The sequence below is a fragment of the Propionivibrio sp. genome (genome assembly GCF_041441355.1).
GTDB lineage: Bacteria > Pseudomonadota > Gammaproteobacteria > Burkholderiales > Rhodocyclaceae > Propionivibrio.
Genome location: NZ_JASDTF010000011.1, coordinates 18,254 through 32,267, shown reverse-complemented (window position 1 = coordinate 32,267; position 14,014 = coordinate 18,254). Strand labels below are relative to the sequence as shown.

Here is a 14,014-nt window from a genome sequence, read left to right as displayed (position 1 = left end):
TGGCATGAATCCTGCTGCGGGCGATGACCACGCACCGGAGACCTTCCATGTACCTGAAAGCCATCTCGACTGCATTTTCGGCCCTGTCGGCGCTTGCCAGCGTCGGGCGGGCGTTGGGCGCGAGCGCCACGGCGGCGAGCGAGTCGGCGAGCAGCGCGCCGGCCGAGGCGCCGATCGCCGTCGCCCAGGCCGGGCGGCTTAATCCGTCGTCGCTGCAATTCACCCGCGAGTCCTTGTCGCGCGAGACGGCAAACTTTGCCGATACCCTGCGCCAGAAGCTTGCCGCCCGCGGCGTCGACCTGAGCGTTGCGCCGGTCGTCAGCAGCGATTTCGAGGGCAAGCTGCGGGTCGGCAACGCCCACCGCGACAAGGACAAGATCGAGGCGGCGCTGGCCGAAGACCCGGCCCTGCAACAGCAGTTCGCGGCGCTTTCAGCGCAGTACTCGCTGCAGCGCGCGGCGGACAGCCAAAGCGTTTTTGCCGCCGATTACGCCCGCGCCGGCAACGATGCCGCCGCCTACGCGGGCGTCGTCGAACGCCAGATCGCCTACAACCAGGCGAACTTCAGCCTCTCGGTCGGGGCGGCCGGGCAGACGCCGGTATTCGGTGTGACGCTGCGCGCTTGAGCCGGCGATGAGTGCCACTGCCGGCAACCTGTTGACCGGCCTGCCTTGCCCGCCGGCCGCCGAGGAGGCGTTCGCCGAGTTGATGCGCCATCCCGGCGTGCGTATCGAGCGCATCGTGTCGACCGGCCAGTGCAGCCCGCCGGATTTCTGGTACGACCAGCCCGAGGGCGAGTGGGTCGTCGTCCTGCGCGGGGCGGCGCGCCTGCGCTTTGCCGACGAAGCCGAGGCGCGGCGGCTCGGGCCGGGCGACTTTGTCGACATCGCCCCGCACCGCCGCCACCGCGTCGAGTGGACGACCCCCGACGAGGCAACGGTCTGGCTGGCGGTGTTTTACGCCGCTTGAATTGCCGCCTGGCGCAGTGTGTTGGGTGCTTGCGGCAGAAAAGCGTGTGCGCGTATAGTGCCCGCGGCAAAGGGGAGAGCGCGGCCTGAGGGGCCGCCGCCGAAGGCGCAATCCACCCGGAAACGCTCAGGCAAAAGGACCGTTTGTGCACTGAAACTCTGGAGAGCGACGCTCGCACCCGCTGCGGCGTCCACCGATGGGGCAAGGCGCGTGGCTGTGGTCGCGCCGTCAATCTCTCAGGTACCGAGGACAGAGGGGTGAGCCTGTCGCCGTTCGCTCTTTTTTGCTCTGCGCTTGCGTGGGCCACGATCCTCCCGCCCGCCGCATCGCCGCCCTCTGTGCCGGTCGCTTCGCGGGCGGTCGTCCTGGGGGGGCGACGCGGCATGTTCTCGTGTGGGATGACCGGGCCTGTCCGTTGCTCATCCACTCGAGAAAGATCATGCGCAAACACGTTCTCCCGGCCTTGTTGTTCACTCTCGCCGCTGCCGCGCCCGCCTGGGCGCTCGACGGGAAATGGACGCCCGGCCAAGTCCTCGAAATCAGCCCCAAGTGGCTCAAACAGCAGGGGCTCATGCTGCCGCCGTCGGCGCTTTGGGATGCCCAGCGCGGGACGGGGCTGCTCTCCGGCGCCGTCAAAGTAGGCGGCTGTTCCGGCGCCTTCATCGCCGAAACCGGGCTCGTCATCACCAACCACCACTGCCTGTTCGGCGTGGTGCAGGAACACAGCTCGACGCAGCGTGACCTGATCACCCAGGGCTTCCTGGCGCGTACGCCGGCTGAAGAGCTGCCGGGCAGCACGCTGCGCGTCGAGATTCCCAAGCGCTTCACCGACGTGACCGCGAAGGTGCTCGCCGCGGTGCCCGCCGGGGTGACGCCGCTGCAGCGTCTGCAGGCGATCGAGGCGGCGCAGAAGGCGCTGGTCAAGGCATGCCAGCAGCAGGCCGGCGTCAAATGCACGGTGTCGACCTTTGACGACGGGGTGAATTACACGCTGATCGAAACCACCGAGCTGCGCGATGTGCGCCTCGTCTACGCCCCGTCGCGGGCGATCGGCGAGTACGGCGGCGAGATCGACAACTGGTCGTGGCCGCGCCACACCGGCGATTTCGCCATCGCCCGGGTCTGGGCCAAGGACGACGGCACGCCGGCGGAGCGTCCGGGCAGCGGGACCAAGCCGTATAAACCCGAATTTTTCTTCCCGATTTCGACCGAGGGGCTCAAGGAAAAAGACTTCGTCATGGTGCTCGGTTATCCCGGGATCACCTGGCGCGCGCTGATCGCCGAGGAGATGCAGGAGCGGCGCGAGCGCTTTTTCGTGCGCCGCGAAGACCTCTTCGGCGAGCTGATCGGGGTGATGGAGCGCGCGAGCGCGCAGGACCCGGCGGCGAAGATCGCGCTGGCCGATAACCAGAAGGGGCTGGCCAACCGCTACAAGAACGCGCAGGGCCAGATCGCGGGGCTGGACCGCAACGGCACGGTCCAGAAGCAGACGCGGGACGATCAGGCCGTGGCCGAGTGGGTCGAAAAGCAGCTTGCCCAGCCGGCCGGCAAAGCGTCGAAGTACGCCGGGGCGCTGGCGGCACGCGAAGGCCTGCGCGCGCTGCAGGCGGAAAAGAATGCGAGCTGGGAGCGCGATTACTTGCTGGGCCTGATGACGCTGGGCAATGAGAGCGTGGCCGGCGGCATTCCGCCGCTGCCCAAGGGCTTGTACTACGCGGCAACGCTGGCGCACAACGCCGTCGAGCAGGGCAAGCCGGAAGGCGAGCGGGCCTCGGGCTTCGGTGCGGGCGACCAGACCCGGCTCAAGGACCGCATGAACCGCGAGCAGCGCAGCTATTTTGCCGCCGCCGACCGCCAGATTCTTGGCGTGATCGTCCGGCGCGCGCTGGCGCTCCCCGAGGGGCAGCGCATCGCCGCGATCGACGCCGTCTTCAAGGGGCTGTCGGCCGAACAGGTCGGCGCGCGCATCGACGCGATGTACGCGGCGAGCCCGCTCTTCGATCCGGCGGCGCGCGAACGCATGCTGGGCGAGACGCCGGAGACGCTCGCGGCGCGCCAGGACCCCTTGCTCGATCTGGGCATCGCCTGGAACCGGGAGCTGCGGGCTCTGCGCGAGCGCGAACGCGACTGGCAGGCCCGCGCCGCGCTGCATCGCCCGCTCTGGCGGCAGGCTGTGGCGGCGCATGCCGGCAAGGCCGTGGCGCCGGACGCCAACGGATCCCTGCGGGTGAGCTTTGGTCACGTCCAGGGCTATGCCCCGCGCGACGGCGCGTACTACACGCCCTTCACCCACACGCGCGGCCTGGTCGAGAAGTACACCGGCCAGGAGCCGTTCAACATGCCGGCGCCGGTGCTGGCGGCGGCCCGGCAGTCGCCCGAGGTGCGGGTGAATTTCCTCGCCGACCTCGACACCAGCGGCGGCAATTCGGGCAGCCCGGTGATCGACGCGCGCGGTCGTCTGGTGGGCGTTAACCACGATCGCGTGTGGGAAAACGTGGCCGGCGATTTTGGCTTCAACCCGGCCTTGTCGCGCAACATCAGCGTCGATATCCGCTACCTGCTCTGGACGCTCAAGGAGGTTGAACGCGCCCAGGGGCTGTTGCAGGAATTGGGCGCCGCCGGCAAGTAAGCGCGGCGACGATGGAATAAAAACGGCGCGGGGATTCTCCCCGCGCCCTGGTGTTTTTTACCGCTGCTCGGTCGCCGCTCAGTTACCCGTTTCGCCGATCTGGCTTTGCAGGTAGTTGGGCAGGGTGAGGTCTTCGATCAGGCTCTGTTGGGTTTCGAGCCAGTCGATCGCCTCCTCACAGTGTTCGAGCATCTCTTCGAGGATTTCGCGGCTGACGTAGTCCTGCTCCTGCTCGCAGAGCGCGATGCTGGCGACGAGGAGCGGGCGCTGGCGTTCGCGCTCGTTCTTGAGGTCGTTTTTCAGGCAGTCGACGACGTTCTTGCCGATCAGCGGTTTGCCCAGCTCTTGCAGGTTGGGCAGGCTGTCGAGGAAGAGGATGCGCACGATCAGTGCGTCGGCTTCCTTCATGGCCCGGATCGACTGCTTGTAGCGGTAATCGTCGAGGCGTTCGAAGCCCCATTTGCCGAACATCCGGGCATGCAGGAAATACTGGTTGATGGCCGTGAGCTCGTTCTTGAGCACTGCGTTCAGGGCCTCGATGACTTTTTGGTTGCCTTCCATGTCGGGCTCCCGCGCTTAGTCCGGCGACCCGGCGCCGATCTGGCTTTGCAGGTAGTTCTGCAGGCCGACCTGCTCGATCAGGCGCAGCTGCTTTTCGAGGAAGTAGGCGTGGTCCATCTCGGTGTCTTCGAGCTGGATCGCCAACTGGTCGCGGGTGACGTAGTCCTGGGCTTTTTCGCAGGCGGCCATGGCTTTCTTGAGGTCGCTGACGACGCGGTATTCGACCGCGAGGTCGGACTTGAGCATGTCGGTCACGTTCTTGCCGATCTTGAGCGCGTGGCGTTGGCTCAGGTCGGGCTTGCCTTCGAGGAACAGGATGCGCTGGATCAGGGCGCGCGCGTGCTGGCGTTCGTGCTCCGATTCGTGGATCGCCTTCTCGGCGAGTTTGGTCAAGCCCATGTCGGCGTACATCTCGCCGTGGATGAGGTATTGGTCGACGGCGGTGAGTTCGCCCGCCAGCAGGGCGTTGAGGGTGGAGAGGATCGCTTTGTCGCCTTTCATGGCGTGCTCCTTGATCGAGGGGTGGGGCCGGCTTGACCGGCGCGGAGGGGCTTGCCGTTCAACGTAGTGCTTGCCGGTTTCGAGGGCAAGCCGGGCGACAAGTTCCGCCGCCGGCGGTAAAGCCGGGGCCGCGGGAGGGGCCGCGAGAGGGGGGCTGGAAGGGCGTCTGGATGCGGTCTGCAGCGGCGCCGCAGGGCGCGTCCTTATTGGCGTCCAGCCTCGACGTCGACGGTATCGAGCGCGCGGCCGAAGGAGGCGGTGCCCGGCGTCTTGATGTAGACGCATTTCTTGCCGCTGCGCTTGCACTGCTCCTTGACCCGCCAGTACGCGTTGTGGCTGATGCAGCCGGCCTGGCAGATGACGAGGTCGGCGGCGGCGAGCGCCGCGTCGATGCGCTGCAGGTTGTCCTCGATGCCGCCGTCGTGGTGCAGGAAGCGGCCGCCGCGCTGCAGGACGACTTCCTTGTAGCTGTCGACGAGGCCGGTGCGGCCGCCGACGCAGAGCACACACTTGCCGTCCAGCGCCACCGGTGGCGCGTCGGCGTCGGCCGTGGCGCAACGGCCCGGGCACTCCGGGGTGAGCGTCACGGCGCGCGGTGCGGATGATTCGCGCCGGGCGAGGATGAGCGCGCGTTCGAGCTGCTCGACTCGCTCGGCGAGCGCGGCGATGCGCCCGTCGGCCATGCGCAGGCGCTCGCCCATCCGGGCCGCGCGCTGCGGGTCGGGGCGTTGCTGGCGCGCCGCGCGGTGCTCGGCTTCGAGGCGGACCAGACGCGCCTCGCGGGCGACGATGCGGGCGCGCAGCTCGGCGACCGTCTGCGCATTGAGGCGTTGCTCGGCGCTGCGCGACTGGCGCAGGCTGTCGAGCGCCTGCCGGGTTTCGTCAAGGGCGTTGCGCAGGGCGGCATTCTCCGCGCGTGCGGCGTCGAGCGCCGCCCGGTCGGCGCGCGTGGCGTTGCCGACCTGGTGCTGGATCATGTGGATGTCGCGGAAGATGTCCTGCTCGAGGCTCTCGTCGCAGGCCGGATGGGTCCAGGCGGCCCACATCGCGCCAGGAATCTCCAGCCCGCTGAGCACCGCGTCGCGCCACAGCGCGAGGACGCCGGCGCGGCCCCGCGCCTGGGCAAAGCGGCGGAGCTGCGTCGCGTAACGTTTTTCCAGGCGGCGCTGCAAGGCCTCGGCGAATGGCGTCCGGCTGGCGCAGGCGCCGACCGCGCCAACGTGGAGTTCGTAATCGCTGCTTGCCGTCGGCAAGCCCAGCATCTTGACGACCCAGGGGCGCAGTTCTTCGACCGTGAAGCAGACGCCGACGACCGGGCAGTGGAACTTGGGCGGCAACTGCCAGAGTCGGCGGCGCTGGGTGCGGGTGCCTTTTTCCTCGCGCGGCTCGGGGGCGCTGAACGCCTGGCGCAGGGCCAGCACGCTGGCCTGTCCGTGGCCGGCCAGTCCGGGCAGCGCGGTGAGCGATGACACGCCGGGCAAGGTCGGCGTGAGTGGCGCCAGCGGCCCGGCGGTGGGGCCTTGAGGCGCCAGGGGCGCCGAACGCGGCGGTTTCATCGGAGCGTCCCCGACGTGCCTGCGCTTTGCGCTTGCGCGCGCTGGCCCAGTCGGGCGCTGGCGCGTTCGCAAAGCTCGCGCGTCGCTGGGTCGAGGTCGGGGCTCTCGCTCAGCCGTTCGAGCAGTCGCGCCGCGTGGCCGGCGGCGTGGGGGCAAGCGGTTTCGTCGTGCAGAAGCAACTGGCTGAGCGCGCCGGCCCAGAGGTCGGTGGATGGCATGGGGCGTCCCTTGCGGCGACGGCGTGGTCGCTGTTGATGAGATTTGTTCTCATCCTAGCGGTTTTTTAAATCTGTGCCAATAGGAATTATTCTCATCTTTTTGTGGGGCTTCCGGTGCCGTTCGGCGCTTCGGGGCGAGGGCCGATGGCGGCATCCCAGCGGCTCAGGAAGAGCTCGCGCTTCATTTTGTCGAGGTAGGTCAGCAGGCCGGTGCTGATGACGATCGGACGGTAGGCGGTGCCCAGTTGCCGACGCACGTCGGCGGCGGAGTGGTCGCTGCTCGAGACGTCGTCGCGTACCGAGAAGAGCCCCGTTTGGTTGAGTACGGCCTGGCCGCGTCGCGACAGGAGATAGTCCATCCACAGACGGGCGGCCTGGGGGTTGGGCGCCTGCTTGTTGATGAAGGCGATGCGGCTCAGGATCAGGGTGTAGTCGCTCGGCAGGACGATGCCGATGTTGGGATTGCTCGCCGCGCGGTTGAGCGCGTAGGAGCCGAGCACGTTGTAGCCGAGCGCGGCGCGGCCGCTGGCGATGTGGTCGAGCATGTCGGTGGTCGCCGGTTCGAGAATGACGCCGGTGCGGCCGAGGACGCGGATCAGGTTCCAGAAGGCGACGGGGTTGGCCTCGAGGTCTTGGGTGTGGAGCAGGTAGCCGAGCCCGGAACCGCGCGGATCGTAGGTCGCCAGGCGGTAGCGGCGGTGTTCGCGCTGCTCGAGAAAACGGGTCAGCTCGGCATGCGTCTTGGGCACCTCGGCGGCGGCGATCAGCTGCCGGTTGTAGGCGATGACGATGGGCTCGAAGGTGGCGCCGAAGGCTTCGCCCTTCCACACCGCCCAGGCAGGCAGGGCCGCCGTCTCGGCCGATTTGTGCGGTAGCGCGTGGCCGTCGTTGACCAGCTTGAACTGGAGGTTCATGGCCGAGCTCCAGAGCACGTCGGCCTGGCGTTCGCTGCCCAGCTCGTTGAGGAAACGGGTGTAGAGCTCGCCGGAATTGAGGTCGTGGTACTCGACCTTGATGCCCGGATGGCTGGCTTCGAAGTCGTCGATCAACGGCTCGACGACTTGTCGGTCGGTCGCCGCGTACAGTACCATCGTGCCGCCCGCCGCGGCGGCGCCGGAAGGCCCGACGGCGAGGCCGGCAACGAGCAGGAGCAGGCTCGCTGCGGCCAGCGCGGCACCGCGAAAGCGGGGCTGCAGGCGGCGTCCGAGGCGTGCAAAGCGTTGGAAGCGTCCGCGAGGTGCGAAAGGGCGGATCAGAAAACTGAACATGCGTCGTCCTGTTGGGCTGCGGCGCGGGGCGCGGCCGGGGGAATTGGGGTGTGATGCCGATTCTAGGGGCGTTTGCCGGGCGCCGGATAGCCCATCTTCATTGGAGTCGTGTCGTTTTATGCGCTTGCTGCTCGTCGAAGATCACGCCGAACTGGCGGTCTGGGTCGCCAAATCGCTGCGCCAGTCGGGATTCGCGGTCGATGTGATCGAACGCGGCGACCACGCGGCGACGGCGCTGCTGACCCAGTCCTACGACCTCGCGGTACTCGACCTGTCTTTGCCCGGCCTCGACGGCCTGGAGATCCTGCGTCGCATCCGCGGGAACGAGAAGACCGCGCGCCTGCCGGTGATCATCCTCACCGCGCGCGGCGCGCCTGAAGACCGGATCAAGGGGCTCAACCTCGGCGCCGACGATTACCTGCCCAAGCCGTTCGAGCTTGCCGAACTGGAGGCGCGCATCCGCGCGCTCCTGCGTCGCAGCAGCAACGTCGTGCCGACGGTGCAGATCGGACAACTCGAATTCGATACGTCGACGCGGCTGGCGAGCGTCGCCGGTCAGCCGCTGGCGCTGACCCTGCGCGAACTGGCGGTGCTCGAAGCGCTGATCGCACGGCAGGGCAAGCCGGTGGCGCGCGAGGCGCTGTTCTCCATGGTTTTCGGCCTCGACGACGACGTGCGGCCGGAAGCCGTCGAGCTTTACGTGCATCGCCTGCGCAAGAAGCTCGAAGGCTCCGGGGTGGCGATCAGCACCTTGCGCGGCCTCGGCTACATGCTGGCCGCGCGGGGCGGAAATGCCTCCGGCGCCTGACGATCCGAGCGTCAGCCTGCGCCTGCGCATCGCCGGCTGGCTGGTGCCCTCGCTGCTGGCGATTCTGCTGCTCAGCGCGGTCTGGTCGTACAACCGCGCGATCCAGGCGGCCAACCACGCCTACGACCGTTCGTTGACCACCGCGATCAAGGGCATCGCCGAGAGCATCCACGCCACCGACGGGCGGGTCAGCGCCGACATCCCGTATTCGGCGCTCGACCTCGTCGACGAGGACGTGCAGGAACGCATCTTCTACGCCATCCTCGCCGCCGACGGGACGACGCTGACCGGCTACGAGGACATGCGCCTGCCGGCCTGGATACCGCCCGGCAAGGGCGAACCGCGCATGCTCGACACCCGTTTCCGCGACCACGCGGTGCGCCTCGCGGTGATGAAAAAACGACTCTATGACCCGGCGCTGGCCGCCGGAGACACGGTCACCATCCTCTTTGCCGAAACCACCGAAGCACGCACCCAGATGGCCCTGCGCCTCTTTTTCGACAGCCTGCGCTGGCAGATCCTGCTCATCGTTGCGGCGATGGTGGTGCTGATGGTGCTGCTTTCGAGTTCCCTGCGGCCCTTGCTCGATTTGAGCGAAGCGGTGCGCCGGCGCCGTCCCGACGACCTGACACCGGTACCGGTCAGCGACGTGCCGAGCGAAGCGCGGCCGCTGATCGACGCCATCAACAACCACCTCGCCCGCCTCGTGCATATGCTGCAAGCGCGCCGCCGCTTCCTCGCCGACGCGGCACACCAGATCCGCACCCCGCTCGCAGTGCTCGGGACGCAGGCCGACTACGGCGTTCGCCAGCTCGACCCGGAGGAAATGCGGCGTACCTTTGCCGGCATGCAGGCCAGCATCCGCGGCACCCGTCACCTGGCCAACCAGATGCTGACCCTGGCCCGCGCCGAACAGGCCGAGCATCTGCTGCAAGACCGGCAGACGCTCGACTTCGCCGAGCTGGTGCGCGAGGTTGCGGGTGATTTCGCCCTGCTGGCGGTCCACAAGGGGATCGACCTGGCGTTCGACGACGGCGGTCGGGCGGCGAGGCTGAGCGGCAACGCCACGATGCTGCGCGCCGCGGTCTCCAACCTGATCGACAACGCCCTGCGCTATACCCCGGCGGGCGGGCACGTGACGCTGGCCTTGCGCAAGGACGCGGGGCAACTGCGGCTGACGGTCTGCGACGACGGCCCGGGAATCGCGCCCGAGGAGCGTGAGGCGGTGTTCAAGCGCTTCTACCGCGTGCTCGGCAACCGCGACAGCGAGGGCAGCGGCCTCGGGCTGTGCATCGTGCGCGAGATCGTCCTCGCCCACGGCGGGGCGGTACAGCTCTCGGATGCCCCGGGCGGGCATGGCTTGTGCGTCGACCTCGCCTTGTCCGCCGACGGCTGAACCCCGGCTGCAACGAAAATTCGACGGAAGCGTGTGGCGAAGAGTGCGCCGGAAACGTGCGGTGCCCCACACACCGCGCGGCCCGGCGCGAACGCGAGCTTGGAAAGGCTGCCTTCGTGCGACGGTGCCGGACGCGGCGCCCGGTTTCGGCGTGCTTTTCGCCATCGCGTTTGAGCGTGCGTCGGCATGAAAGCGCTTCGAAAGCTTTTTTTCCTCTAATTGTGCTGTTGGACCATCCGGTCCGCTTCGCTGTGCCTGCGTTTCATGAAGCGCGGCGCCTTGCAGACCGGTTCTACATCACGACAGTGCGGAGGGCAAAAAATGTTATTGGCAATCGGGGGGCTGGTGGTTCTGGCCGTCGTCTATTTGATGGTCAAGCAGTACGAAACGCGGCTGGTGCTGTTCTGCGCCGGCTTCTTCCTGGCGCTCGTCGCCGGCGAGCCGATGGCGCCGTTCAAGGCGTTTTCGCACGCGATGCAGGAAAACAAGCTGTTCGAAGCGATCATTTCGGTGATGGGCTTCGCGTTCGTGATGAAACTCACGCAGTGCGACCAGCACCTCATCCAGTCGCTGGCCAAACCCTTGCGCAAAGCCGGGCCGCTGCTGATCCCGGGGGCGACGCTGGCGACCTTCTTCATCAACACCTCGATCACCAGCTCCGCCGGCTGTTCGGCGGCGGTCGGTTCGATCCTGATCCCGATCATGCTTTCGGCCGGGGTGCATCCGGCCGTGGCCGCGGCGGCGATCTACGCCGGCACCTACGGCGCGATCTTCAACCCTGGCTACGCACAGGTGGCGCTGGTCGCCGAGGTCGCCAAGACGACCAACATGGCCGTCGCTTCGAATCATTTCTACGCCATGCTTGCCTCGGGCATTATCGGCGCCTTCTCGCTGATGATCGTGGCCTATTTGCGCAAGGAAAACACGGGCTACGTGATTCCGCACGAGCGCAAGATCCCCGAGGACTTCAAGATCAACCCGATCATGGCACTGGTGCCGCTGATCCCGCTGGTCCTGCTGATCCTCGGCAACTTCGGCATCGTGCCGGCGTTCAAGCAACTGGCCATCTCGCACGCGATGATCATCGGTGTGATCTGTGCCTTCCTCGTCACTCGCACCAATCCGCAGAAAATCTCTAAGGAGTTCTGGCACGGCGCCGGCGATGCCTGGGGGCACGTGTTCGGGATCATCATCTGCGCCTTGGTGTTCGTCTCGGGCCTTAAATCGGTCGGCCTGATCACGGCGATGACCGAACTGATGACCACGCATCCGGAAGCGGCCAAGATCAGCTCGGCCTTCGGTCCCTTTGTCCTCGGCGTGCTGAGTGGTTCGGGCGACGCTGCGTCGGTGGCCTTCAACCGTGCCGTGACTCCGGAAGCCGCGACCTTCGGACTGTCCGCGATGGACATGGGCAGCACCGCGGCGATCGCCGGCGCGCTCGGCCGCAGCATGTCGCCGATCGCCGGCGGGATGGTGATCTGTGCCGGCCTGGCCGGCTGTTCGCCGCTCGAATCGGCCAAGCGCAATGCGCCGGGGATGATCGTCGCGTGCCTGGCGGTGATGTTCCTGCTGCTCTACAAATAAGCCGACGCGCCGTGACGATGTCGGTTGGTGGCGCCGCCTTGGCGGTGCCGCCGCTCGCCGCCCTTCGGGGCGGTTTTTTTTGCAACACCGCGGTACCCGGCGCCGGCCCATGGCGCAAGCGCCCGTGCCGGTGGGCGACCCGGCGGTTATAATCGCCCCCTCCGCCGCGGCAGGCGCGGCGGTTCGTACCTTCCGGATCGGACATGCGCATCCTGCTTTCCAACGACGACGGCTATTTCGCCCCCGGCATCGAGCATCTGGCGCGAGCCTTGGCCGAGATCGCCGACATCACCGTGGTCGCGCCCGAGCGCGACCGTAGCGGGGCCAGTAATTCGCTGACCCTTGACCGACCGCTTTCGCTCCGGCGCGCGGCCAACGGTTTTCATTACGTGAACGGAACACCGACCGACTGCGTCCACCTCGCGGTGACCGGGATGCTCGACGAACTGCCCGACCTTGTCGTTTCCGGCATCAACCTCGGTGCCAACATGGGCGACGACACGATCTACTCGGGCACCGTCGCGGCGGCGACCGAAGGCTTCCTGCTCGGCATCCCGGGCATCGCAGTGTCGCTGTGCAGCAAGGCCGGCGCCCACTTCGAGACGGCGGCACGGGTGGCGCGCGAGATCGTCGAGACGGTCGTGCGCGAGCGGCCGCAGGCGCCCTTGCTGCTCAACGTCAATGTGCCCGACGTGCCTTACGCCGAGCTGCGCGGCCGCGTCGTCACGCGCCTCGGCAAGCGGCACAAGGCCGAGCCGGTGGTGCGGACGACGACGCCGCGCCACGAGACCGTATATTGGGTCGGCGCCGCCGGCGCAGCGCAGGACGCCGGCGAGGGCACTGATTTCCATGCCGTCGGCCAAGGCCTGGTGTCGATCACGCCCTTGCAGATCGACCTCACGCACACCCAGCAGTTGCCCCTCATGCGCGACTGGTTCGGCGCATGAGCCGCGTACTCGCCGGCCAGGGGATGACCAGCGCGCGCACTCGTGCGCGCATGATCGAACGCTTGCGCGAGAAAGGCATCCGCGACGAGCGTGTGCTCGCCGCGCTGGCCGCGGTGCCGCGCCACATCTTCGTTGAGGAGGCGCTCGCCTCGCGCGCTTACGAAGACACCGCGCTGCCGCTCGGTTTTGCCCAGACCATCTCGCAGCCTTACATCGTGGCGCGCATGATTGAAGTGCTGCGCAGCGGGCGCGAGCTTGGGCGCACGCTCGAGGTCGGCGCCGGTTGCGGCTACCAGGCCGCCGTCCTGGCGCAGCTGACCGACGAGGTTTACGCGGTCGAACGCATCGGGCCGTTGCTGGCCAAGGCCAAGGCCAACATGCGCACGATCCAGCAGTTCAAGGTCCGGCTCAAGCATGCCGACGGTCAATGGGGCCTGCCCGAGGCCGCGCCGTTCGACACCATCATTCTCGCTGCGGCGGCGGCTCACGTGCCGCAGGCGCTTTTGCAGCAACTCGCGCTTGGTGGCAGAATGCTGATGCCGTTGGGCGCCGCCGAGCAGCACCTTTTGCTTGTCGAGCGCCGTGCCGAAGGATTCGTCGAAACCCGCCTCGACGGCGTGCGTTTCGTTCCCTTACTCTCAGGGGTTGAATGAATAAGAACCGAGCATCCTCCCGTCTGGGGGCGGGCTTTGCCCTTGCCCTTCTGATCCTCCTGAGCGCTTGTGCCAGCAAGACGCCGGCCCCGGTCGTCGAGCGCGGCCAGCCGACGACGGCCAGCGCGACCGCCGGGCGTGACACCTATGTCGTCAAGAGCGGCGACACCCTGATCAGCATCGCCCGCGAGCATGGCATGGACATGCGCGAACTGGTGGCGCTGAACAACATCGACAATCCCAACCGCATCGCCGTTGGCCGCGTGCTCAAGGTGCGCCCGGCGTCCGCCCAGGCTGCGCCTGCAGAAAGCGTCGCCGTCGTCGCGCCGGTGAGCAGCGAGACCGTTTCGGCCCGCCCGATCGACGGTATGCCACAGTCGTCCTCCGTAGTTTCCGCCGGCGATGAACTCAAGCGTGAACCGAAGGTCGGAAAGGTCGTATATTCGGACCAAGCGTTGGCGCAGGCCCAGAACAGCGGGGTCGCCAAGGCTACAGAGCCGGCGGGTGTGGTTGAGTCGACGAAGGATGCTCGACCCGAGACCGCGGCGAGTGACGACATCGTTTGGAGCTGGCCGGCGGCAGGTAAGGTCATTGCCACGTTCAGCGAAGGCGGCAGCAAGGGCATCGACATCGCCGGCAAGGCCGGTGACCCGGTGTTCGCCGCAGGCGACGGCAAGGTCATTCACCGGGGGAGCGGGCTGCGCGGTTACGGCGAACTCGTCATCATCAAACACAACGCCACGTATCTTTCCGCTTATGCGCACAACCAGCGCATACTCGTTGAGGAGGGACAGACCGTGAGCAAGGGACAGAAAATTGCCGAGATGGGCAGTACCGATGCCGAGCGCGTCAAGCTGCACTTCGAGATTCGCAAGCAGCACGGTAAGCCGGTCGATCCGCTCAAATATCTGCCGCAGCGCTGAA

Annotated in this window: 14 protein-coding genes and 1 riboswitch; of the genes, 9 read left to right on the top strand and 5 right to left on the bottom strand. The window is 67.4% G+C overall.

Annotation, left to right across the window (positions count from 1 at the left end; genetic code table 11):
- The first annotated feature begins 47 nt into the window (after positions 1-47).
- From QMB55_RS03295 to QMB55_RS03285, 3 genes are all read left to right on the top strand, one after another.
- Entirely contained in the window at positions 48-626 is a 579-nt protein-coding gene (locus tag QMB55_RS03295) for a hypothetical protein (RefSeq protein WP_497587236.1), read from the top strand.
- 7 nt (positions 627-633) lie between these two features.
- Positions 634-969, top strand: a complete 336-nt coding sequence (locus tag QMB55_RS03290; RefSeq protein WP_497587235.1) for a cupin domain-containing protein — start codon at positions 634-636, stop codon at positions 967-969.
- A gap of 61 nt (positions 970-1,030) precedes the next feature.
- Positions 1,031-1,121, top strand: a riboswitch (glycine riboswitch).
- Between the two features lie 287 nt (positions 1,122-1,408).
- Positions 1,409-3,598: a S46 family peptidase gene (locus tag QMB55_RS03285; protein WP_497587234.1), complete on the top strand. Its 2,190-nt coding sequence runs from the start codon at positions 1,409-1,411 to the stop codon at positions 3,596-3,598.
- Positions 3,599-3,676: 78 nt separating this feature from the next.
- On the opposite strand, the gene bfr (QMB55_RS03280) is transcribed toward QMB55_RS03285, so the two are convergent.
- The 5 genes from bfr (QMB55_RS03280) to QMB55_RS03260 form a co-directional block, all read right to left on the bottom strand.
- Complete coding sequence (gene bfr, locus QMB55_RS03280; protein ID WP_497587233.1) at positions 3,677-4,159, bottom strand: bacterioferritin; 483 nt, start codon at positions 4,157-4,159, stop codon at positions 3,677-3,679.
- Between the two features lie 15 nt (positions 4,160-4,174).
- Entirely contained in the window at positions 4,175-4,660 is a 486-nt protein-coding gene (gene bfr / locus QMB55_RS03275) for a bacterioferritin (RefSeq protein ID WP_497587232.1), read from the bottom strand.
- A 203-nt stretch (positions 4,661-4,863) separates the two neighbouring features.
- The gene (locus QMB55_RS03270) at positions 4,864-6,216 is read right to left on the bottom strand and encodes a DUF2325 domain-containing protein (protein ID WP_497587231.1); all 1,353 of its coding nucleotides are present in this window, start codon (positions 6,214-6,216) and stop codon (positions 4,864-4,866) included.
- On the bottom strand, positions 6,213-6,434 hold the full coding sequence (locus QMB55_RS03265; protein ID WP_497587230.1) for a hypothetical protein: 222 nt from the start codon (positions 6,432-6,434) through the stop codon (positions 6,213-6,215). The genes QMB55_RS03270 and QMB55_RS03265 overlap by 4 nt, the downstream gene beginning before the upstream one ends.
- Positions 6,435-6,526: 92 nt before the next feature.
- The gene (locus QMB55_RS03260) at positions 6,527-7,702 is read right to left on the bottom strand and encodes an ABC transporter substrate-binding protein (RefSeq protein WP_497587229.1); all 1,176 of its coding nucleotides are present in this window, start codon (positions 7,700-7,702) and stop codon (positions 6,527-6,529) included.
- A gap of 118 nt (positions 7,703-7,820) precedes the next feature.
- Here QMB55_RS03260 and QMB55_RS03255 point away from each other — a divergent pair, with 118 nt between their 5' ends.
- The 6 genes from QMB55_RS03255 to QMB55_RS03230 all read left to right on the top strand — a co-directional run bounded on the left by QMB55_RS03255 (position 7,821) and on the right by QMB55_RS03230 (position 14,013).
- Positions 7,821-8,510 carry a response regulator gene (locus tag QMB55_RS03255; RefSeq protein WP_497587228.1) on the top strand — a complete coding sequence of 230 codons (690 nt, stop codon included), beginning with the start codon at positions 7,821-7,823 and terminating at the stop codon, positions 8,508-8,510.
- On the top strand, positions 8,494-9,906 hold the full coding sequence (locus tag QMB55_RS03250; RefSeq protein WP_497587227.1) for a sensor histidine kinase: 1,413 nt from the start codon (positions 8,494-8,496) through the stop codon (positions 9,904-9,906). Before QMB55_RS03255 ends, QMB55_RS03250 begins: the two co-directional genes overlap by 17 nt.
- 321 nt (positions 9,907-10,227) lie before the next feature.
- Complete coding sequence (gene dcuC, locus QMB55_RS03245; RefSeq protein ID WP_497587226.1) at positions 10,228-11,490, top strand: C4-dicarboxylate transporter DcuC; 1,263 nt, start codon at positions 10,228-10,230, stop codon at positions 11,488-11,490.
- A 203-nt stretch (positions 11,491-11,693) separates the two neighbouring features.
- On the top strand, positions 11,694-12,437 hold the full coding sequence (gene surE / locus QMB55_RS03240; RefSeq protein WP_497587225.1) for a 5'/3'-nucleotidase SurE: 744 nt from the start codon (positions 11,694-11,696) through the stop codon (positions 12,435-12,437).
- The gene (locus tag QMB55_RS03235; RefSeq protein ID WP_497587224.1) at positions 12,434-13,090 is read left to right on the top strand and encodes a protein-L-isoaspartate(D-aspartate) O-methyltransferase; all 657 of its coding nucleotides are present in this window, start codon (positions 12,434-12,436) and stop codon (positions 13,088-13,090) included. Before surE ends, QMB55_RS03235 begins: the two co-directional genes overlap by 4 nt.
- Positions 13,087-14,013, top strand: a complete 927-nt coding sequence (locus QMB55_RS03230; RefSeq protein WP_497587223.1) for a peptidoglycan DD-metalloendopeptidase family protein — start codon at positions 13,087-13,089, stop codon at positions 14,011-14,013. The genes QMB55_RS03235 and QMB55_RS03230 overlap by 4 nt, the downstream gene beginning before the upstream one ends.
- The last annotated feature ends 1 nt before the right edge of the window (position 14,014 follow it).